This window comes from Mesorhizobium sp. P170090 (assembly GCF_057786115.1).
Genome location: NZ_JBYNWH010000001.1, coordinates 2,622,491 through 2,644,250 on the forward strand (window position 1 = coordinate 2,622,491; position 21,760 = coordinate 2,644,250).

Genomic DNA, 21,760 nt, shown 5'->3' on the forward strand with positions numbered 1-21,760 from the left:
ATCGACAGCGAGGGGTTTCGAGGTACGAAGTAGAGAATGGCAGCCAAAACGATCATCAGCCGGCCCATCTACGGAACCCTGTCCCCGCAGCCCGGCAAGCATCATCTTTTCGTGGCGGATGCGGAAGGCGCGCTGGCGATCGTCGATATGGCAAGGACGTCGCCCCCCGGCTTCTTCGACGGCGCCGAAATCGTCTTCATTCCCGGGGCCGACGGCAAGCACGTTGCCGCTCTTGAGGCACTGAAGTCCGCGCAATTTCATGTCGCGCCAACCTTCGCCAGCCTGCTGCCCCGGCTGAAGCAGACGCTTGCCAACGCGCATATGGGCCTGCGCCTCTATCTCGCCGGCACCGAAGGGCTGATCGGCCAGGCCATGCAGGTGGCGCTCGAAGCCGGCATCGATCATACCTCCATGCAGACCGAGCATCGCGGGTCATTGGCGCGGCGCATGCAGTGCGTGCATTGCAAAGGCATCACCGAAAATGTGACGACGCAGCCGGCCACCTGCGCGCATTGCGGCCTGCTGCTTCTGGTGCGCGATCATTATTCGCGACGGCTGGCCGCATTCCAGGGCGTCTGCATAAATGCCGAGGATCGCTCGGAGATACCTCCCATCGAGGAGGTCTTCCCATGAGCGCCGGCACCACCAAGCTCGATGTCGTCGTCAGCGACGTCGTCCCGGTCAACGAACTGGTGACGCGCTTCCATTTCCGCCGCCGTGACGGTGAGCTTTTGCCGACCTTTTCCGGCGGCGCCCATGTCGTGGTCGAGATGCGCGATGGCGACCGCACAAGGCTCAATCCCTATTCGCTGATGGGATCGCCGCTCGACACCCGCGAATACACCATCTCGGTGCGCCGCGACGATGTCGGCCGCGGCGGCTCGTTGTTCATGCACCGGAGCGTCAAGCCCGGCCTGGAGATGGTGGTCAGCTACCCCGTCAATCTGTTCTCGCTCGACCTCAGGGCAAAGAAGCATCTGATGCTTGCCGGCGGCATCGGTATCACGCCGTTCATGGCGCAGACCGCGCAGCTCGCCGGGTCCGGCGGCAATTTCGAGCTGCACTACACCTGCCGCACCGCCTCGCTCGGCACCTATGCCGATGTGCTGCAGGAGCGCTATGGCCGTCGCGTCCGGCTCTATCACGACGACCGCGGCGAGCGCATCGAACTCGACCGTCTCTTGTCCTCGCAGCCGCTCGGCACCCATCTCTATGTCTGCGGCCCGGCCGGCATGATCAACTGGGTGCGCGAGCGCGCCGCGGCTCTCGGCTGGCCGGCGGAGACCGTGCATTACGAGCATTTCGCGGCACCCCAGCCCGGCCTGCCGTTCGACGTCACACTTGCCGTCAGCGCCAAGACCATCCGCGTCGGCGAGCAGCAGAGCCTGCTCGAAGCCATCGAGGCCGCCGGCGTCGATCCGCCCTATCTCTGCCGCGGCGGTGTCTGCGGCCAGTGCGAGACCAACGTCGTCTCGTATGACGGCAAGTTCATCCACAACGACCACTGGCTGAGTGAGGAAGACCACCGTTCCGGCTGCAAGATCATGCCGTGCGTGTCGCGCTTCGAAGGCAAGTCACTGGTCCTGGAAAGATAGGAGGCGAGCTTGGGCATCACCTTTCGCAAGGAAACGTTTCGGGACGATTTCACCTTCAAGAACAGCCCGGAACACATCAGGCGGTTTCCGTTCCCGTTCCACGAAGACGCCTACATGTATGCGGTCAACATCGAGCCGCATGTGGTTGGCCCCAAGGGCAGCGTTCTGGAAAACCTGATCGACGTCGACGAGCACTATGTCGCCGAGATGCAGGACCGTGCACTGGTGCTGGCCGACGATCCGCTGCGCTGCCAGTCGCTGCCGCATATGACGCTGGCCGGCTGGGACCTGCTCGAACTTTTGATGGAGCAACAGGCACTTGGCTATCCCGAGCATTTCACCCTGACCCGCGACGGCGACCGCTGGCGCTGGATCAACCGGCCGCTCGGCATCGACGACACCTTCACCTTCGGCGACACCTCGACACTGCCTTACGGGCCGATGGAGTACATCACCCGCCAGAGCCAGGGTGATTTCTGCATTCTCGATCAGCGCGACGGCAATCTTTGGATGGACGCCGGCATGGTCACCACTCAGGCCGACTGGTCGCTCGATTTCGACATCGGCATGAATTTCTTCGAATGGCACGCGCCGGTGCCGCTGGCGCATGAGAAGGGGATTTTCGTCAGGGCGCTGAAGTTCCTCACCAACATCCAGCAGGGCAAGCCGGCGCGGCGTCTCAACTGGACGATGACCATAAACCCGCGCCTCGACACCAGCCCGGAGAATTACCACAAATGGGGCCCGGACCGCGCGACGGTGACGCCCGAAAATGTCGGCGACAAGGTGCATCTGCGCGTCGAACTGCAAAGCTTCTGGCGCCTGCCGCGCTCGAACGGCATCGTCTTCCCGATCCGCTGCTATCTCATCAAGATGGACGAACTGGTGACACAGCCGAAATGGGCAAGGCGACTGCATCGTGTGATCCGTGATTTGCCCGAAGAGTTGGCCACCTACAAGGGCCTGACGCGGTATCGGCCGACGCTGCTCGAATGGCTGTCGAAGCTGGATGATGGCAGTGCGACGTCACCGGGGTTCGGGCCGGACTAAAGGCCCCCTCATCCGGCCGCTGCGCGGCCACCTTCTCCCCGAACGGAGAAGAGATCGCCAGCGCTGACGCCAGACTCCTCTCCCCTCGGGGAGAGGTCGGATTGCCCCGAATTGCTCTTGCAATTCGGCCTTGGCAATCCGGGTGAGGGGGCTGCGGCGGTCCGATTACCCAGCGCTATTCTGCGGATAGCAAATGATCGACAGATACCGCATCGGCAGTTTTGTCAGCTGCTCCGGCCCATGCGGCGCATCGGCGTCGAAGAACAGGCTGTCGCCCGGCTTCATCGGATAGAGGTTGCTGCCGTGCCGGTACACCACCTCGCCCTCCAGCATGTAGAGGAATTCCATGCCCTCATGCTGGAAGGTCGGGAACACATCCGAATGCTCGGTCAGTGTGATCAGATAGGGTTCGACGACGACGCCGCTGGTGTTGGAGCCGATATGGCCGAGCAGATTGTATTGATGGCCGGCGCGGGTGCCGCGGCGTTCGACATCGAGGCCTTCGCCGGCCTTGACGAAGACGGCGCTGCGCTCTTCCTCGAATCGGCGGAAGAAGGCGGTGACGGGAACGCCGAGCGCCCTCGACAGCGCCTGCAGTGTGGTCAGCGACGGCGAGGTGATGCCGTTCTCGATCTTCGACAGCATGCCCAGCGAAATGTCAGTGGCGACGGCGAGATCGGCAACGGTAATGCCGAGCTTCTTGCGGAAGGCGCGCACCTCGCGCCCGATCGCCACCTCCAGCACTTTTTCGCGGGTGTCGCGAATGGCGTGCGGATTCTGCGTCAGCGGCGCGCGGATGGGTTTTCCGTCCACGGAGGCCTTTGCCAGTGGCTTTGCCCTTGTCGAAGCAGTCTTGGAGTCGGAACTTGTCTTCGCCATCTCGCCCCCGAATCCCTGTGACTTTATTTCACTCCAGGTGAACATATTCGGTGCCGATACAGAAACGCAACCGCGCAGCAAGCCCGTTAAGTCGAATGGTGTCCGCACCGGATTTGCGCCGTCATCGGTTTTTCCGGAAATCCGCTGGGGCGAAACGCGGTTTCGCCACAAGGCCTGTTGACAGCATCCAAGAGGCAATTACTGTCCTGTGAGTGAAATTTGTTTCGTAAGAGCAATTCCAAAAATCGAATGACACCGGGAGGCCTGCCATGAAAACGCGCGTTGCCGTCATTGGAGCGGGGCCATCCGGTCTGGCCCAGCTCAGGGCCTTCAAGTCGGCTGCCGACAAGGGCGCCGAGATCCCCGAAATCGTCTGCTTCGAAAAGCAGTCGGACTGGGGCGGCCTGTGGAACTACACCTGGCGCACCGGCCTCGACGAGCATGGCGACCCCGTCCACGGCTCGATGTACCGCTACCTCTGGTCGAACGGACCGAAGGAATGCCTGGAATTCGCCGACTACACGTTCGAGGAGCATTTCGGCCGCCCGATCGGATCCTACCCGCCGCGCGCGGTTCTGTGGGATTACATCAAGGGTCGCGTCGAGAAATCAGGCCTGCGCAAATGGGTGCGCTTCAACAGCCCGGTGCGCATGGTCACCTTCTCCGACGAGACGAGAAAATTCACCGTCACCGCGCATGACCGCTCAAACGACGTCACCTACTCCGAAGAGTTCGACAATGTCGTCGTCGCCTCAGGGCATTTCTCGGTTCCCAACGTTCCCTATTTCGAGGGCTTTTCCACCTTCAACGGCCGCATCCTGCACAGCCATGATTTCCGCGACGCGATGGAGTTCAAGGGCAAGGACATACTGATTATCGGCCGCTCCTATTCTGCCGAGGACATCGGCTCGCAGTGCTACAAATACGGTGCCAAATCGATCACTTCCAGCTACCGCTCCAAACCGATGGGGTTCAAATGGCCGGAGAACTGGAAGGAAGTGCCGCTGCTGCAGAAGGTCGTCGGCAAGACGGCGCACTTCAAGGACGGCACCACAAAAGATGTCGACGCCATCATCCTGTGCACCGGCTACCTGCATTCCTTCCCGTTCCTTACGGAAGAGCTGAAACTGAAGACCGCCAATCGCATGTGGCCGGACGGGCTCTATGAGGGCGTCGTGTGGGAGAAGAACCCGAAACTGTCCTATATCGGCATGCAGGACCAGTTCTACACTTTCAACATGTTCGACGCCCAGGCTTGGTTCGCCCGCGACGTCATCATGGGCCGTATCAAGCTGCCGTCGGTACAGGCGATGGCCGAGCACGGCGCCAAGTGGCGGGCACGCGAAGAGACGCTGGAAGACGCCGAGCAGATGATCTGGTTCCAGGGCGACTACACCAAGGAATTGATGGACCAGACCGACTATCCCGGTTTCGATGTCGAGGCGGTCAACCAAACCTTCATGGAATGGGAGCACCACAAGGCGGAAGACATTATGAGCTTTCGCGACCACGCCTACCGCTCGCTGATGACCGGCACCATGGCGCCATTGCACCATACGCCCTGGCTGCAGGCGCTGGACGACTCGATGGAAAGCTATCTTCAGGTAAAGGGCGTCGCGGCGGAATAGGTCGGCGTGATGCAAAACAATGCGCCGGCACCGGCCCGGTTTCAATTCAGAGGGTAGTCGGGAGCCGCATCGGTCTCCGTCACCTTGACCCACACCAATTCGCTATAATAGGCGCCCTCCGGGCCGGTGCCGTACATAGACAGCCTGTCAGCCATCAGCAGATGTGTCATGTCGTTGAGTGCCCGGCCGGTCGGCTCCTCGGGCCAGGCGAAGACGCCGTCGGTTTTGGCGCCGAACCTCACATCGGTGCAGCCGAAATCGATCTCCACCTTCCACGACAGCAACGGCCTGATATCGCTGGGCGGCGGGCGCGGCGGATCGGGCTGCTCGAAGTGATGGTCGACCGAGACTCTCGTCGGCACTGCCGGCGTGATGCCTTTGGCTTTGAAGGAGGCGATGGCGTCGTCGCCAAATCTTGCGAGCAGGCCAGCGTGCCATAACCGGTAGGTCGCGCGGAAAAAGCCGCTGACCCGGATAGATTTGCCGTCGTTGTTGAAGACGTTCACAGCGGCGTAGAAACGGCGCAGTCGTGGCGCCAGCGCCGGCCAGTCGCATTCGGCCGGTGTCCCCGGCGTCGCGATGAAATCGTCAAGCAGATCGCTGCCGCGCACATTGGCGTTCAGCACCGTGCAATCCTCACCATGGATATGCCAGTGCCGCCGGAGCTCGGCTGCTGCGATGCCGGGCTTGCGCAGCTCTTCCACCGAGGCGCGAACCCGAGCAATCGCGTAGGACGTAGCCGCATCCAACGTCTCAAACCCCGAAACCACATGCTCGCCGGTCTTGGCCATGTCGAAGACGTCGACAGTAAAAGGCGGTTCGCGCTGATCGGGCATTCGGCAGCAAGCTCAGGCTGGTCGAGGATGAAGCAGCTTTCCGCGCGAAAATGCGTCAAAGTCAAGAGCTGGAGCGCGGCCTGCCATTTCCAGAAGAGGCGAACTCCAGAAGAGGCGAAACCGTCTATCCGAGCCGTGCTTGAGCTTTCGCGGCTCAGGGGTCGAAGACCGACCGCGATGATGTCGATGGCAGGTTGTTGCCAGCCCGCGACAATGCCGCGACTTTGGACAGTGCGACCAACACTTCCTGGCCGAGATCGCGTGTGCCGGCCACGGGGCAGGTGATGATCATCACTTCAATCCAGCGGATAGTCGGGAGGCGCCTCCGTCTCGGTCACCTTGGCGGTTAGTATCTCGCAGTCGTTGGCCCAGTCGGGGCCATCGCCGCGCATGGCCATCATGTCGGCCATCAGCAGGAACTGCATGGTTCTGAGCGCCCAGTCGGTGGGCTCTTGCGGCCAGGCGAAGATTCCGGCGGCGTCGCCGCCGAACTTCACGTCATGGCAGACAAAACCGACCTCGACCTTCCAGGATCGCAGCGTCACGCCTGGCGGCGGGTAGGGCGGGTCGGGAAGCTCGAAGTAATTGGCGACCATGAGCTTCGTCGGCTCCGCCGGCTCGATCCCCTTGGCCTTGAAGGCGGCAATGGCGTCGTCGCCAAAGCGCTCGAGCAGGCCGTCTCGCGTCAGCCTGTAGGTCGAGCGAAAGAAGCCGCCCGCCCAGACGGATTCGTTGTTGCCGTTGGAGATCAGCAGCGAGGCGCGGAAGCGGCGCAGCCTTGGCGCGAGAACTTGCCAGTTGCATTCGGCCGGCATCGACGGCGTCGCAATGAAATCGTCGAGTAGATCGCTGCCGCCCACTCCGGCGTTCAGCACCGAACAGTCTTCGCCATAGAGGTGCCAGAGCTGGCGAAGCTCTGCAGTGGCGATGCCGGGCTCGCGCAACTCCTCCACCGAGGCGCGAACCCGCGCAATGGCGTAGGACGTCGCCGCCTCCAGCGTCTCAAACCCCGAAACTACGTGCTCCCCGTCCGGCTCGCCGGTCTTGGCCATGTCGAAGACGAGTACGGCAAAAGGCGGTTCGCCGGGATTGGACATTCAACAATTATCCTAGTCTTGCCCGCGCCTTCGCCGTCCAGGCATTGAACAGCCGGTCTGCGACGATGCCGATGAAAGCGATGGCGAGACCCGCGACAATGCCGCGTCCGGAATCGGCCTTGGACAGCGCGATGAAGACTTCCTGGCCGAGGTCGCGTGTGCCGACCATGGCGCAGATGATGATCATCGCCAGCGCCATCAGGATCGTCTGGTTGACGCCGAGCATGATTTCGGGAAGCGCCAGTGGCAATTGTACCCGAAAGAAGGTCTGGCGCGGCGTGCAGCCGGAAACCTTCGCCGCCTCGATCAGCGCCGGCGGCACCTGCCGGATGCCGTGATTGGTGTAACGGATCGCCGGCACCACGGCGAAGGCCACCGTTGCGATCATGGCGGTGACGTCGCCGACCCGGAACAGCATCACCACGGGAATGATGAAGCAGAAGGACGGCAGCACCTGCAGCGTGTCGATGATGGGCGTGACGATCTTTTCGAAGCGGTCGCTGCGCGCGGCCATCAGGCCAATCGGGATGCCGATCAGGCAAGCGATGAAGGCCGAGATGCCGCAGAGATAAACCGTCGCCATGGTCTTTTCCCACAGGCCGGTGACGGCGCAGAATGCGGTCAGCGCCGCGACGAGGGCGGCGAGACGCAGGCCACCGAGCTGGTAGCCGGCGAGGCCGAGCAGGGCCACCGCGCCGAGCCACGGAAAGCCTTCGCAGAAGGCGCGCAGCGGGTTCAGTACATTGAGGATGAGCGCCACGCGAAACGCTTCGATCACGTCGAAGAAGTTGATCGTCACCCAGCTCACCGCCGCCTTCCACAATGGCGCGGTGGTGAAGGTGATCGCCTTCGGCACCGCCGCGAAGGCCGGTACGAACAGGCCGAGCAGCGTCGTCACGACCAGGATGGCGATGGCCAGCGACAGATTGGGATAGCGCCGCCAAACGCTCTGGTTCGCCTGCCGTTGAACGTGGCCTTTTGCCTGCTTATGCGCGATCGCCTGGCTCAGCCGGTCGAGCGCGATTGCGAGCGCCACAATGGCGAGCCCGGCTTCCATCGCTTCGCCGACCTTCAGCGCACGCAGCGCCAGCAGCACATCATAGCCGAGGCCGCCGGCGCCGATCATCGAGGCGATGATCACCATGTTCAGCGCCAGCATGATCACCTGGTTGACGCCGATCATCAGTGTCGGCCGCGCCGACGGCAGCAGCACGCGCCACAATTTCTGCCGCGCCGTGCAGCCGGCCATCTCTGAGAAATCGTCGATCTCGGAGGGCACCCGCGACAGACCCAGCATCGTTGCCCGCACCATCGGCGGCGTGGCGAAGATGGCGGTGGCGATCATCGCCGAGACCGGGCTGTTGCCGAACAGAAGCAGCATCGGGATGAGATAGGCGAAGGTCGGGATGGTCTGCATCAGATCAAGCGCTGGGGAGATGATCAGCCGCTCGGCCCATGGCTTGCGCCACGCCCAGATGCCGGCGAACAGGCCGGTGACGATGCAGAAGGGCACGGCGATGGAAATCAGTGCCAGTGTCAGCATGGCGCTGGTCCATTGGCCGAACAGCGCGGTGTAGAGGAAGCAGCCGCCGACCAGTAGGCCGAGTTTTCTACCGCCCACGGCGTGCCCGGCGATGAAGGCGGCTACGCAGACGCCGATCCAGGACAGGCGCGGCAGGAAATAGGCATCGGCACCGTGACCAATCTTGAAATTCTTGGCCAGCAGGTCGAGCGCGAAATCGAGGGGAACGCCGAGCACCGCGGTGATCGAGCGGGTCAGCCAGGACAAGTTCGACTTGATCCAGCGCATCAGCGCACTGACCCAGTCGGCGACGGGAACGACCGCATCGGCCGGATAGTCGACCGCCCATGGCAGCCTCTCCTGCAGCAGGAATACCACCAGCACGGCGGCCAGCGCCAGCGCCCAGACCAGCAGCCAGCGCTGAACCGGCGGCCTCGATTGGCTGGCGCTTGCCGTGACCGTCATGCGCCAGCTCTTTGCTTGTCGATGCCGGCCAGCAGTCCGATCACGGCTTGCGGCGTCACCTCGCCGATCGGCTTGCCGCTGCCGTTGACCACCGCGAACGGTTTTCCCGAAGCGACGATGCTGGCCGAGAAGCTGGCGATCCTGGCGTCGGGCGAAACCGTGCCGCCATGTTCGGCGCCATCGCAGGCACGCATCAGGCTGCGCGCCGAAATCACCTTGGCGCGGTCGACGTCTCTAGTGAACTCGGCGACATAGTCGGTCGCCGGATTGACTACCAGCTGTTCCGGCGTGCCGATCTGGATGACCTCGCCATCCTTCATGATGGCGATGCGGTCGGCGAGCCTGATCGCCTCGTCGAAATCATGGGTGATGAAGACGATGGTCTTGTGCAGCATGGTCTGCAGCCGCATCAGCTCGTCCTGCATCTCGCGGCGGATCAGCGGGTCGAGCGCCGAGAACGGCTCGTCGAGGAACCAGATCTCCGGCTTGGTCGCGAGGCTGCGGGCAATGCCGACGCGCTGCTGCTGGCCGCCGGAGAGTTCGCGCGGATAGAAATGCTCGCGGCCGCGTAAGCCCACGAGATCGATCACCTCCCGCGCTCTCGCTTCGCGCGTCGGTCGGTCCTGGCCCTGGATGCTCAGGGGAAAGGCAATGTTGTCGAGCACGTTAAGATGCGGCAGCAGCGCAAAATTCTGGAACACCATACCCATGCGATGACGCCGCAGTTCGATCAGCGCCGCATCGGAAATCTTGAGCAGGTCGTTGCCTTCGAATTCGACCTTGCCGTGGGTCGGCTCGACCAGCCGCGACATGCAGCGCACCAGCGTCGACTTGCCGGAGCCGGATAGCCCCATGATGATGAAGATCTCGCCCTGGCGTATTTCGAGATCGACGGCGCGCACCGCACCCACCAGTCCTGCGGCAGCGACATCGGCCATGCTGGCCTTGCCGTCACGCTCGCGGATGAAGCTGGCCGCGTTCGATCCGAACAGTTTCCAGACATTGCGGCAAGCAAGCTTTATCGGCCGCGCATCCTTTGGCGTGCCAACTGCCTGCGGTTCAGTCGCTTCCGTCATCCAATGGTCCTTCTGGAAAATGGAGATAAGACCCGGCCGCTAGGGCCGGGTCCGGCTTCCAGTCAGGCGATCACTGCGCCCAGGCTTTCCAGTCGGCTTCGTGGGCAGCGATCCAGGCGGCGGCGACGTCTTCCGGCGTCTTGCCGCCAAGATCGATCTCGCCGCTCATCTTGTTGAGCTCATCGGTGTCGATCGTGTAGGCCTTGGCCACCTTGTAGGCGATCGGCCATTTGTCCTTCATGCCGGACCAGGAGTATTTCCAGATCTCGCCATGCGGCTTGCCGCAATCATATTTGGCATCCGGGTTGGTGCCCCATTTCGGATCGGTGTAGCATTCGGGCGTATACTCCGGGAATTCAACCCACTCGCCCTTGTACTTGGCCGGCGCCCAGTGCGGCGAATAGATCCACAGCATGATCGGCGCCTTGCGCTGATAGGCCGAGTCCAACTCGGCGAACATCGCCGCGTCGGTGCCGGCATGGATGACGGTGAAGGGCAGCTTCAGCGCCTCGACGCGCTCGTCGTCAAAACCCTCCCAGGTTACCGGGCCGCCGAGATAGCGGCCCTTCGGCGCCGTCTCCGCTGTCGAGAACGCCTCGGCGCATTTCGGGTCCTTCAGCGCTTCCCAATTGGGCAGGCCGGGGCATTTCTCCTTCATATATTCGGGAAACCACCATTCCTCCTTGGCCTTCGGCCCGAGCTTGCCCAGCCGCTCGGTCTGGCCGGTGGCGTCTGAAGCCTTCATCGCCTCGCCGGCCGTCGTGTCCCAGAACTCCAGGCCGACATCGAGGTCGCCATTGGTGAGACCGGTGGTCAGGCTGGAGAGGTAGTCGGCGGTCGGATATTCGACGGTATAGCCGAGCTTTTCGAGGATACCGCCAAGGATCTTGGCGTTGAGGTTGACGCTGGTCCAGTCGAAGAGCGCGATCTTGATCGGGTCGTTGGATTCGGGTGCTGCTGCGTGGACCGGTGATGTAAGCGCACTTGCGGCGGCAAGTGCAAGGGCTCCCATTGATAGGTTCGAAATCACACTGCGAAATGACATGCTTGTTCTCCTGTCAAACCATGTGGAAATTTCTTGACCGTTCCCTTCTTGCGTCTTTTCTTGATTGTGTTGGAAAGGCGGGTCGTTGCGCAAGTTCGTTCGCACCATGCCATTGCCGCGGCCGCAACTTGCGCAGGCGAAATGGTTCCTCGACTTGGTGTTTATGTGATGCCGGGCGGGCCCGCGTCATGGCATCGGATGGATTGCTGCGTGAGCAATCGTCAACAGATCGATCGCCGCTCCAGCGGCGCTCTCAGACGTGCGAGCCATCAAGGTCCCATGGTCTCGGCCGGCGAGCCCCATCCCCGCCAAGGCCGTTTCATGGGATGAAATTATATATACCAACGTTCATGCCGCGCAACGGCTGATGCCCTGTGCACTGCGGAATTTCAGACTGGTCGATTGCCAACCGCCGGAGCTGACGTTCACGACATGATCAGGCCGCCATCGACATTGATGGTTTGGCCGGTGATGTAGGTGGCGTCGTCGCTGGCGAGAAAGCTGACCAGGCCGGACACGTCCTCGCCGCTGCCGGCGCGCCCCATTGGGATGTTCTTCACCCATTCGGCCATCAGCTCGCCGGGCTTGTAGTCACCCATCAGCTTGCCCCAGGCGGCGTCGTTGTAAGCCCACATGTCAGTGTCGATAATGCCGGGGCAAATCGCGTTGACGGTGATCTTTTCCTTGGCTACTTCCTTGGCCAGGCTCTGGGTGACGCCGACGACGCCGAACTTCGACGCCGCATAATGCGGCGTGTAGATGAAACCCTGCCGCGCCTGGCCCGATGCCGTGTTGATCAGCCGGCCGCCATCGCCATGCTTGCGGATGCGGGCGATCGCTTCCTGACAGCACAGGAACACGCCCTTGGTGTTGACCGCCATCACCTTGTCCCACTCGGCCTCGGTCATCGCCTCGATCCGGGCGATGGTGATGACGCCGGCATTCTGCACCGAAATGTCGACACGGCCGAATTCCTTCTCGGCGAGGTCGTAAAGCGCGGTGACCTCATCCTTCCTGGTAACGTCCATGCGCATCGACGCGACCTTGGCGCCTGCCGCTTTCAGGCCGGCGGCGACGTCCTCGACGCGGGTATCGATGGCGCTGACCACCACCGCGGCACCTTCCTCGGCGAAGCGCTTCGCCATCGCCGCGCCGATGCCACCGCTCGCGCCGGTGATGACCGCAGTCTTGCCTTCAAAACGCTTCTGCATCTTTTCTCCTTACCAGCAGACAAAACCGCCATCGACGATCAGGTCGATGCCGGTGACGTAACTCGCGGCGCGGCTGGCCAGGAACACGGTCGGGCCGACCATCTCTTCCGGCGTCGCCATGCGCCCCATGGGCGTGTCGCGTTCGAAGATCTTGATCTGTTCGGCGACCTCCGGCCGCTTGTTCATCGGCGTCAGCGTGTAGCCTGGGCTCACCACATTGACGCGCAGGCCGCGATCGGCCCATTCCATGGCGAGGCTTTTCGACATGTGGATGACCGCCGCCTTCGACGAATTGTAATGCGCCTGGGTCAGGCCGCGATTGACGATCGAACCCGACATGGAGGCGATGTTGATGATCGAGCCCTTGCGTCGTGAAAGCATGGCGCGCGCTTCGGCCTGGCAAGACAGGAACACGCCGCTGACATTGACGTCGTAGATTTTCTGCCACGTCTCCAGCGGCAGCGTCTCGGCCGGCTCGGCCCCGGCGATGCCGGCATTGTTGACGGCGATGGTCAACGCGCCGAGTTCGTTCTCGGTGCGCTCGATCGCTGACGCGAGATCGGCCTCCGACGTCACCGTGCCGGTCAGCACCAGCGCCTTGCGGCCAAGTGCCGAAATCTTGTGCGCCGTCTCGTCCAGCCCGCCCTTGGAGGTGTGGCCGAAACAGACGACATCGGCGCCGGCTTCGGCCAATCCAATGGCGATCGCTTGCCCGATGCCGCTGCCGGCGCCTGTTACCAGTGCTACGTCGCCGCTGAGATCGAATAGTTTCATGTTGTTCCCCCTCCTGAAATGAAGGGGCGCCAGTCTTTGCTGGCGCCCCGCGCGGTCCGGTCCTTGGGAGGATACCACCTGCTGCGCTTTGTTCCGACTCCTGTCCTCAGCTCGTGGCGAGTTCCATCACCGCGACATTGCTGGCCTCGCTGCGGCCGAGAATGCCGCGCTGGCGGCCGCGGCTCAGCACCAGCACGCGGTGCGATAGCCCCAGCACCTCCTCGAGGTCGGAGCTGACCACCACCACGGCCATGCCGGAGCGGGCGAGGTCGGCGATGACGTCGTAGATCGCTGCGCGCGCACCGACATCGATGCCGCGCGTCGGCTCATCGAGGATGAACACCTTCGGCGGTCGCGACACCCATTTGGCGATGATCACCTTCTGCTGGTTGCCGCCGGAAAGCTTGCTGACCGCCTGGTTCGGCTTGCCCTTGACGCCGAGCCTTGCGATGCCGGCCTCGGCGAATTTCTGCACTGCTTTGGGAAACACCCAGCCCTTCGGCGCGACATGGTCGAAATTGCCGAACGCCAGGTTCTCGCCGATGGTCTGGTCGAGCACGACGCCTTGCGCCTTGCGGTCTTCCGGCACCAGCACGACACCGGCCTTGATCGCCGCCGCCGGCCCGCTGAGATGCACCGGTTCGCCGGCAACACGCACCGAGCCGGACGAGATCGGATCGGCGCCGGCGATCGCCCGCACCAGTTCTGTGCGGCCGGCGCCGATCAACCCGGCAATGCCGAGAATCTCGCCTGCTTTGACCGAGAAGGAGACGTTGTTGAAACTCTTCTCCGGCGAAGACAGGTTCTCGACCTCGAGCAGTGTTTCCTCGCGCGGCGGCGTCAGATGCGGGAACATCCGCTCGACCGAGCGGCCGACCATCTGCTCGACCACTGTGCGCACGGGAATATCGGCGCGCTCGTGGCGGGCGACGATGCGTCCGTCGCGCATCACCACCACGCGGTCGGCAATCTGCGCGATCTCGTCGAGACGATGGCTGATATAGATGAAGGACATGCCTTCCGCCTTGAGCTTGCGGATCTGCTGGAACAAAAGCTCCGTTTCCTCGCCGCCAAGCGCTGCGGTCGGTTCGTCGAAGATCAGCAATTCGGCATTCAGCGTCAGCGCCTTGGCGATCTCGACCTGCTGCTGGGCTGCGATGCGCAGCGTGCCCACCTTGCGCTCGGGCGAGACGTCGAGGCCAAGCCGCTTCAACTGCGCCGAGGCCTTGGCGTTCATCTCCGCGCGGTCGATGCGGCCGCGGCGCATCGGCAGGCGCCCGACATAGACATTTTCCGCCACCGACAGGTCCGGCAGCAGCTTCAGTTCCTGATGGATCATGCCCACACCGGCATCGATTGCCGCGGCAGGCGAGGCGGGGGAATAATGTTTCCCCCGCCAGATGATAGTGCCGGCATCGGCCTTTGTCGAACCGGCGATGATGTTGGACACCGTCGACTTGCCGGCGCCGTTTTCGCCGAGCAGCGCCACGACCTCGCCCGGCCGCACCTCGAAGCTTGCATCGGCCAGGACCTGGACCGGTCCGTAGCTCTTGCAAAGGCCGTTGACGAAGAGCCCGTTGTGCGGGCGTTCGCTGTGGCGAGGATCAGGAGACATCGTGGCGCTCTCTCTAAGCGGTGCGGGTTATTACGGGTGCTTGGCGATGAACTGTTCGACATTGTCCTTGGTGGTCAGCGTCGCATCCTGCAGCTGCTCGGCCTGAACGCTTTCGCCGGCCACCAGCTTGATCGCCGCATCGACGGCGAGCCGGCCCATGCCTTGCGTCTGCTGCGTCGCGGTGACGTCGAACACGCCGTCCTTCAGCGCCTTGAGTGCGGCCACGTCGCCATCGAAGCCGGCGACCCAGACCTTGTGGCCGGGATTGGCGACCTTGACCGCCTGTGCCGCGCCCAGCGCCAGCGCATCGGCCTGGCCGATGACGATGGAGACATCGGGATGCGACTGCAGCAGGTCCTGCGTCAGCTTGAAGCCTTCGTCCTGGTGCCAGCCTTCGCTCCACAATTCGCCGACCACCTTGATATCGGGATAGGCCTTGAGCGCTTCGCCGCAGCCCTTCGAGCGATCGACTTCCGGCGTGGTGCCCTTCTGGCCGTGGATGATGATCAGTTCGCCTTTGCCGCCGGCCTGCTTGGCGATGTAGTCGCACACCGCCTGCGCCGAGGCGACACTGTTGGTGGCGATGAAGGTGTCGCCGGGCGCGCCGTCGGCGTTGCGGTCGACATTGACGACCGGGATGCCGGCAGCCTTGGCGGTCTTGGTCGGCACGGTGGCGGCTGTGGCGCCGGCCGGAATGTAGATCAGCGCGTCGATGTTCTGCGTGATCAGATCCTGCACCTGGCTGACCTGGGTCGCTGAATTGCCCTTGGCGTCGACGGTGACGATCTCGATGCCCTTCTCCTTGCCGTAGGCTTCGACCGACTGCTTGATCTGGTTGAAGAAGTCGGCCTGCAAATTGGCCACGGCGAGGCCGAGTTTCTTGGCCTCCTTGCCCGAGGCCATGTCGGTCAGCCCGAGCATAGGAATGATGGCGGCAGCGGCAAGCAGCAATGAACGTTTGGTCAGCATGTGTTTCCTCCGTTGATAGTCAAACTGTCCCGCCAGCGCATCGCGCCCCTTGGAACATCCCAGTTTCGGATCGACCGATCCGTCTATCGCCCGGACGCTCCGGGCGAATTCTCAATTGTACCCCGTTCTCTATCGCGCCCTGCGCCGCCAGGTATCGCTGGCGACCGCCAGCGCGATCACCACGCCGATCACCACCTGCTGGATAAAGGGCGAGACGCCGAGCAGATTGAGGCCGTTGCGCAGCACGCCGATGATGAGCACGCCGACCGCTGTGCCGCCGATCGAACCGACGCCGCCCGAGAGGCTGGCGCCGCCGATCACCACCGCCGCGATGGTGTCGAGTTCATAGCCCAGGCCGGAACTCGGCTGCACCGAATCCAGCCGCGCGGCGAGCACGATGCCGGCAAGACCCGCAAGCACGCCGCAGATGGCATAGACCCAGGTGGTCAGCGACTTCACCGGAATGCCGGAGAGCCGCGCCACCTCGGCGCTGCCGCCGATGGCGTAAAGGCTGCGGCCGGTGGCGCGGTAGTTGAGGAAGATGGCGAAGACGATCGCCAACACCATCATCACCCCGACGGTGACCGACAGGAAGCCGAAATGGCGGATGATCGACAGGTTGGTGAACCAGTCGGGAAAGCCGACGATCTGCGAACCGTCGGTGATCATGTTGGCAAGACCGCGCGCCACCGACATCATCGCCAGCGTCGCGATGAAGGGCGGCAGCCGGGTGACGGTCACCAGCAGGCCCGAGACTAGGCCGCAAAGGCCCGCCACCACAAGTGCGGCGACGACGCCGGCGGCAAGGCCGAGATTGAGATAGTCGGGATGGGAGACAAAGCCCATCACCATGGCGGCCAGCGCCAGCACCGAGCCGACCGAGAGATCGATGCCGCCGATCAGGATCACCAGCGTCATGCCGATTGCCATGATGCCGAGCACGGTGATCTGGTCGAGCACGTTGAGGATGTTGCGCACGGTGAGGAACGTGTCGGTGGTCAACGTCAGCGCCAGGCAGAGCAGCAGCAGTCCGATCAGCGGTCCCATGGTTCCGGCAAACAGTGCCGAAAGCTTCGCGGCCGTCGCACCTTGAGTGCCGGGCGCGGCTTTCAACTCGCCAGCCTTCGACTCGCTTGCATCATTACTCACGGCCACTTCGTCTCCTCCGTCAGCGAAACGGCGATGGCCTGCCGTCCGCTCTTGTTCACCAGGCACCTCCCTGTGAACAATTTTTCTTTGATATGCAATTTTGTTCAGCTAAACTGTTCATTAGAAAATTGTCAAGAGCCGTTGCGCCATTCGGCGAAGGTTTGCGCCACCGGGCGGTTTGTCCTAGGGAAGGCCAGGGGGCGGCGCTTTGCGGAAAAGATTTCCGAAATCTGCCGCGGGAGAGCACGAGCATGGCGACCGTCGAAAATGAGAAGGCCTCGCGCTTCCCCGATGCCGAGCTGAAGGCCCGCGCCGCCTGGCATTACTATGTCGAAGGGCTGACGCAGGAGCGCATCTCCGAGATTCTTGGCGTCGGCCGCATCAAGGTGCACCGGATCCTGTCGGCTGCCCGCGAGGAAGGCATTGTCCAGTTCCGCATTCGCGACAGTGTCGTCGAATGTGTGCAGCTCGAGGAGGGCCTGAAGCAGCGCTTTGGGCTAAGCCAGGCGGTCGTGGTGCCGTCGGCCGCTGATCGCAGCAACGCGCCGCTGATGATCGGCCACGCGGCTGCCGCCTATCTCGCCGACAACGTCAATGCCGGCGACGTCATTGCGCTGGGCTGGGGCCGGACGCTGAAATTCGCCATCAACGAATTGCCGAGGCGGCCGATTGCCAGGACGACGGTCGTCTCGATGCTCGGCGGCCTCACCCATGCGCAGCCGCTCAACCCGACCGAAAGCGCCTGGGAGTTCGCCGAAAAGATCGGCGCTGAATGTTTCCTGCTGCCGGTGCCGGTCTATGCCGACAAGCCGGAACAGCGCGATGCCTTCATGAGCCAGCGCAGCGTTCAGGATGTCGTCTTCCGCGCGCGCCGCGCCAACATCGCCGTGCTCAGCGTCGGCTCGTTTTCCAAGGACAGCCCGATCGCCAATTACGGCTTCATCAAACCGAGCGAACTCGAGGAATTGCAGGCGGCCGGCGCGGTCGGCGACCTCTTGTGCCATTTCATCGACGCCGAGGGCCACTCTGTCGACCATGAGGTCAACCGCCGCGTCTGCGCCTATCCGCTGCAGGATCTGTCCGATATTCCGAGCATCATCCTGGTGTCAGGCGGTCAGGAGAAGGTCGCCGTCATGCGCGCCGCGCTCGCCAACACCAGGGTTTCGGTGCTCATTACCGATGAGGATGCGGCCAAAGGCCTGCTCAATCGTTGAGCGCTGTCCGGCGTCGGTCAGAATTCGCAGGGCTCCGGACGACTGTCGTCCAACCAGTCGGCCAGTGCGATCGGCACGAATTTTCCCGCGACCGGTTTGCCGTCGTCCAGGTCCTTTGAGGCAACGCCTCTGCCGGTGAGAAAATTGATGTCGCAACCGCCCAGCGTCGTCTCGACCGAGCCGTCGGCTTTCTGAACATTCCAGTCCCAGTCGCGACTGTAGCCGGCGACAAGGAATTTACCGCCGCGCCAGACGATGGTCAGCGTTGTATCCCATGATTTGTTGGCGCCGCAGCCGAAGCACGAGGTGACGACAAGCGATCCCTTGCCCTTGCTTTCGAGCCCGAGAATACGGTCCTGCGTCAGCGCCTTTTTGACAAAGTCAGGCTTGCGCGAAGGATCGAGCTTTCCTTCGCCGGCAGCCAGATAGATCGAGAGATCCGCCAGCCCGGTGTCGGAATCCGCCGCGATCGCGGCCCGATCCATCCTGCCGTCATTGTCCATGTCGAGCGTGACCTCGAAGGGCGGCTCGTCCTGCGCACGCGCCGTCATCGGAGCTGCCGCAAGCGCGACAATCCAGGGAAGGGCGGCAAGGTGAAATACTGCTTTCATGAGCCCGATGAGTTTAGCATTGGCCGGGCAGGACGCAAAATCGGCAAGCTGGGCAGGTTGGGCATGGGAGCCTCACGCAGGCAAGCTGCGCTTGAACTCAGATCGCACCGAGCCGCGCGTGGATGTCGCGTGTCGCGTGATAGAGGTCGCGGTAGATCGCCTTGCGCGCCCGGTAAGCCGGCACCAGCGTCATATCCGGATCGACACGCCTGGCCGGCGCCGCCGCCATTGCCTTGGCGGCGTCTTCCGCCGAGGCGAACCAGCCGATCGCCGAAGCAGCCAGCATGGCCGCGCCAAGGGCCGCCGCCTCGTTGACCGGCGACACGAACAGCGGCCGCTCCAGCACGCTGGCCATGATCTTCATCAGCAGCGCCGAATTGGTGCCGCCGCCGGCGGAAATCATCTCTCCCGACTTGCCGCCGCTTTCGGCCTCCATCGCCTCGCTGGCGATGGCCTGCTCCAAAGCGATGCCTTCCAGCGTGGCGCGGAAGAGATGCCTGGGCTCATGGTCGAGCGACAGGCCAACAACGGCGCCGCGCGCCGCGCCATCCCAATAGGGGCTCATGACGCCGGCCCAATAGGGCATGACCAAAAGACCGTCGCCGCCGGCCGCAACATCGACCGCACCCTTCTCCAGTTCTGCCGCGGAAGACGCGCCGGTGGTGCGCACGATCCAGTCGACCAGTTGCATGCCCGAGCGCAGCACGGTTTCCAGCATGAAGCCGGAGCCGGTCGGCGAGACCAGCGTGCGAAACGCATCCGATGTGGTGACCGTGCCGGAATAGCAGCCGCTGACGACGCCGGAGCCGAGCGAGAGATAGCTCCTGCCGGCACCATAGACGCCCATGCCGAGACCCATGGCCTGGCCATCGCCGGCGCCGGCGACAATTGGCGTGCCCGCTTTGAGGCCAGTCAGCTGGGCAATGCTTTCGGCAAGGCCGCCGCAGATTTCGCCTGGGCCGATCAGCGCCGGCAACTGCCGTGGCTGCAACCCTGCAGCCGAGACAAGCTCAGGGTGCCATTCGCCTGTCGTGACATCGAGCAAGCCGAGCGGGTCGGCACTTGCCGTGCTGGTTACCAGCCGTGCGGTCAGCCGGTGAACGAAGAAGCCATGAACATCGACCAGGGCGGCGGCGTTGGCCAGCACCTGCGGCTGGTGTTCCGCCAGCCAGGCGATGGCATAGAGCGCCGGCGTCGGATCCGGCGGCTTGCCGCTCCAGTCGCGGATCGTCTCGCGGCCAAGCTCGGCCGACAGCTTGGCGACTTGAGGCCGGGCGCGCTCGTCAAGCCACAGGATCGCCGGGATGAGCGGCGTGCCGGCCTGATCGATCAGGGTGAAGGTCTCGCGCTGATGGGCTATGGCAATTGCCGCCACGCGCGCTGCGCCGACCTTGTCGGCAACCTGCTTCAGCGAACTGATGAGGGCTGCCCACCAATGTTCGGCATCCTGCTCGAAATGGCCGGGCTTCGGATTGGCCAGCGGATAGGCCTCGCGCGCCTGGAACAGCTCCGCGCCGTCGCGGGTGAAGGCGATCGCCTTCACCGCCGTCGTCGAGGCATCGATCCCGATAACGACATAGTCCATCACAGGGAGATCCCGAAGGTTCAGGCGGCGTTGGTCACAAACTGTCCGTCCGACTGGTCGAGACGGCGGCGGATCTGCGTTATCACCATCGAATCGTCGGGTACACAATTTTCATAGGTGAGGAAGTCGCCGGTCTTGACCGGCTTGACCACCTTGGCGCGTTCGGCAATCCCGAGCGGCAGCGCGCCCTTGGCGCGGGCGTCCTCCCAGGTCATGGCGAAGCCGCGATAGTCGTTCTCGCCGATCATGCCGAGCGATTGGCCCGCGCCGAGATCGCTCTTGGCCACCGCCACCGCTTCGGCCACCGGGTGGTCGAGCGGCTCCATGTCGGCGCGTTTGTAGACCACGGCGCGCGCCGCCGACAGTGGCACTTCAAGGCTTGTCAGGTGATAGGGACGGTAGATCGTGAAATAGGGGCCCTTGCCGACCTTGAGGTCGACCATGCGCTCCAGCACGCGCGGATGGCTCGTTTCGATGATGCAGAACACGCCGGGCGCCACGCCCTTGCCGATAGAATAGTCCACCACGCCCTTGCGGTGCAGCACGCCGCCATCCTCGCGCGGGCAAAGCACGCTGGCCAGTTCCTCCAGCGTCGCCGTCGGGCCGTGCATGCCCGGCACGTCGGGCACCAGCCCGGTGGCGTTGGCGATAGCCACCATCTCGATCGCCGTCTTGGAACCGTCGACGAACTCGACCAGCATGCGCGCATTCATGTTGCGCTCGGCCGCTTCCTTCTCGTAGTCGGCGGGCATGGCGTCGATCTTGAGCGGGTTGTTTTTGCCCTTGCCGGCGGCGATGATGTTGAAGCCGAGGCTCTTGGCGAAGCCGATGATCTCCAGCGTGCAGGCGGGTTCGTCGCCGGCCGCACCGGTGTAGACCACGCCAGCCTTGCGCGCTTCCTCCTTGAGGAAGCGGCCGATCGTAATGTCCGCCTCGACATTGAGCATAACGATGTGCTTGCCGTTCTTCATCACTTCGAGCGCAAACAGCGTGCCGATGTTGGGATTGCCTGTCGCGTCGATGATGACATCAATGCGGCCGGCCGCGGCCAGCGCATGCAGATCTTCGGTGACAGCGATCTTGCCGGCCTCGATGGCGCGGTCGATGGCAGAGGCGTTCGCAGCCTGGACGATGTCGGAGCGGTCATGGCCGGCGAGCAGTGCGGCATCGATCGCCGCTTGCGGCCGCACCTCGGAAATGGCACCGATCCGCATGCCCGGCATCAGCGCCACCTGGACGACGATGTCGGTGCCCATCTGCCCGGCGCCGGCGAGTCCGATGGTGATGGGCCCTTGGGCTTCAGCGCGCTGCAGAAGTTCCGCTGCAAATTGCGGATGGGCCATATCGCTTCCTCCAGTCATGACGCGCCGCAGCGTCAAATCATCATTTTGAACATTCCTATTTCCATTTGAAAAATATTTCAACCCGCAAATCGGAGA

At 63.3% G+C, this 21,760-nt stretch carries 20 protein-coding genes; 5 read left to right on the top strand and 15 right to left on the bottom strand.

The genetic code is table 11. The annotated features are described in order from the left end of the window. The first annotated feature begins 36 nt into the window (after positions 1–36). Genes AC3EML_RS12335 through AC3EML_RS12345 form a run of 3 tightly spaced genes read left to right on the top strand, consistent with a single transcriptional unit; the run spans position 37 to position 2,645 of the window. Positions 37–633 (top strand): dimethylamine monooxygenase subunit DmmA family protein, encoded by a 597-nt coding sequence (locus tag AC3EML_RS12335; RefSeq protein ID WP_352521243.1) that lies wholly within the window; start codon positions 37–39, stop codon positions 631–633. Further along, entirely contained in the window at positions 630–1,595 is a 966-nt protein-coding gene (locus AC3EML_RS12340) for a PDR/VanB family oxidoreductase (RefSeq protein ID WP_352460075.1), read from the top strand. The genes AC3EML_RS12335 and AC3EML_RS12340 overlap by 4 nt, the downstream gene beginning before the upstream one ends. 9 nt (positions 1,596–1,604) lie before the next feature. After that, positions 1,605–2,645 carry a heme-dependent oxidative N-demethylase family protein gene (locus AC3EML_RS12345; protein ID WP_023819018.1) on the top strand — a complete coding sequence of 347 codons (1,041 nt, stop codon included), beginning with the start codon at positions 1,605–1,607 and terminating at the stop codon, positions 2,643–2,645. A 165-nt stretch (positions 2,646–2,810) separates the two neighbouring features. Here AC3EML_RS12345 and AC3EML_RS12350 read toward each other — a convergent pair whose 3' ends face one another. Next, positions 2,811–3,524 (bottom strand): helix-turn-helix domain-containing protein, encoded by a 714-nt coding sequence (locus tag AC3EML_RS12350; protein ID WP_352521244.1) that lies wholly within the window; start codon positions 3,522–3,524, stop codon positions 2,811–2,813. Positions 3,525–3,793: 269 nt separating this feature from the next. Here AC3EML_RS12350 and AC3EML_RS12355 point away from each other — a divergent pair, with 269 nt between their 5' ends. Beyond that, entirely contained in the window at positions 3,794–5,152 is a 1,359-nt protein-coding gene (locus AC3EML_RS12355; RefSeq protein ID WP_352521245.1) for a trimethylamine monooxygenase, read from the top strand. Positions 5,153–5,193: 41 nt separating this feature from the next. Here AC3EML_RS12355 and AC3EML_RS12360 read toward each other — a convergent pair whose 3' ends face one another. From AC3EML_RS12360 to AC3EML_RS12410, 11 genes are all read right to left on the bottom strand, one after another. Beyond that, positions 5,194–5,988 (bottom strand): hypothetical protein, encoded by a 795-nt coding sequence (locus AC3EML_RS12360; protein ID WP_352521246.1) that lies wholly within the window; start codon positions 5,986–5,988, stop codon positions 5,194–5,196. Positions 5,989–6,142: 154 nt separating this feature from the next. Next, on the bottom strand, positions 6,143–6,280 hold the full coding sequence (locus AC3EML_RS12365) for a hypothetical protein (protein WP_023726364.1): 138 nt from the start codon (positions 6,278–6,280) through the stop codon (positions 6,143–6,145). 4 nt (positions 6,281–6,284) lie between these two features. Next, the gene (locus AC3EML_RS12370) at positions 6,285–7,085 is read right to left on the bottom strand and encodes a hypothetical protein (protein ID WP_352500548.1); all 801 of its coding nucleotides are present in this window, start codon (positions 7,083–7,085) and stop codon (positions 6,285–6,287) included. A 7-nt stretch (positions 7,086–7,092) separates the two neighbouring features. Then, a complete protein-coding gene (locus AC3EML_RS12375) occupies positions 7,093–9,072 on the bottom strand; it encodes an ABC transporter permease (protein WP_352521247.1) in 1,980 nt (659 codons plus the stop codon). Then, on the bottom strand, positions 9,069–10,148 hold the full coding sequence (locus AC3EML_RS12380; protein WP_352521248.1) for a quaternary amine ABC transporter ATP-binding protein: 1,080 nt from the start codon (positions 10,146–10,148) through the stop codon (positions 9,069–9,071). Before AC3EML_RS12380 ends, AC3EML_RS12375 begins: the two co-directional genes overlap by 4 nt. Positions 10,149–10,218: 70 nt before the next feature. Next, the gene (locus AC3EML_RS12385) at positions 10,219–11,193 is read right to left on the bottom strand and encodes an ABC transporter substrate-binding protein (RefSeq protein WP_023740654.1); all 975 of its coding nucleotides are present in this window, start codon (positions 11,191–11,193) and stop codon (positions 10,219–10,221) included. Positions 11,194–11,618: 425 nt separating this feature from the next. Further along, positions 11,619–12,404: an SDR family oxidoreductase gene (locus AC3EML_RS12390; protein WP_352521249.1), complete on the bottom strand. Its 786-nt coding sequence runs from the start codon at positions 12,402–12,404 to the stop codon at positions 11,619–11,621. A gap of 9 nt (positions 12,405–12,413) precedes the next feature. Beyond that, positions 12,414–13,178: an SDR family oxidoreductase gene (locus AC3EML_RS12395; RefSeq protein ID WP_023754060.1), complete on the bottom strand. Its 765-nt coding sequence runs from the start codon at positions 13,176–13,178 to the stop codon at positions 12,414–12,416. Between the two features lie 106 nt (positions 13,179–13,284). After that, the gene (locus AC3EML_RS12400) at positions 13,285–14,793 is read right to left on the bottom strand and encodes a sugar ABC transporter ATP-binding protein (protein ID WP_352521250.1); all 1,509 of its coding nucleotides are present in this window, start codon (positions 14,791–14,793) and stop codon (positions 13,285–13,287) included. Positions 14,794–14,823: 30 nt separating this feature from the next. Next, a complete protein-coding gene (locus AC3EML_RS12405) occupies positions 14,824–15,762 on the bottom strand; it encodes a substrate-binding domain-containing protein (RefSeq protein ID WP_488505221.1) in 939 nt (312 codons plus the stop codon). Positions 15,763–15,891: 129 nt separating this feature from the next. Beyond that, on the bottom strand, positions 15,892–16,875 hold the full coding sequence (locus AC3EML_RS12410; protein ID WP_488505398.1) for an ABC transporter permease: 984 nt from the start codon (positions 16,873–16,875) through the stop codon (positions 15,892–15,894). Positions 16,876–17,162: 287 nt separating this feature from the next. On the opposite strand from AC3EML_RS12410, the gene AC3EML_RS12415 reads away from it, so the two are divergent. Further along, positions 17,163–18,125 (top strand): sugar-binding transcriptional regulator, encoded by a 963-nt coding sequence (locus AC3EML_RS12415; protein ID WP_352521252.1) that lies wholly within the window; start codon positions 17,163–17,165, stop codon positions 18,123–18,125. Between the two features lie 17 nt (positions 18,126–18,142). Here AC3EML_RS12415 and AC3EML_RS12420 read toward each other — a convergent pair whose 3' ends face one another. The 3 genes from AC3EML_RS12420 to AC3EML_RS12430 all read right to left on the bottom strand — a co-directional run bounded on the left by AC3EML_RS12420 (position 18,143) and on the right by AC3EML_RS12430 (position 21,664). Further along, complete coding sequence (locus AC3EML_RS12420; RefSeq protein WP_352521253.1) at positions 18,143–18,736, bottom strand: hypothetical protein; 594 nt, start codon at positions 18,734–18,736, stop codon at positions 18,143–18,145. Between the two features lie 97 nt (positions 18,737–18,833). Then, on the bottom strand, positions 18,834–20,321 hold the full coding sequence (locus tag AC3EML_RS12425) for a xylulokinase (protein WP_352521254.1): 1,488 nt from the start codon (positions 20,319–20,321) through the stop codon (positions 18,834–18,836). 20 nt (positions 20,322–20,341) lie between these two features. After that, entirely contained in the window at positions 20,342–21,664 is a 1,323-nt protein-coding gene (locus tag AC3EML_RS12430) for an NAD(P)H-dependent oxidoreductase (RefSeq protein ID WP_352521255.1), read from the bottom strand. Positions 21,665–21,760 lie beyond the last annotated feature (96 nt).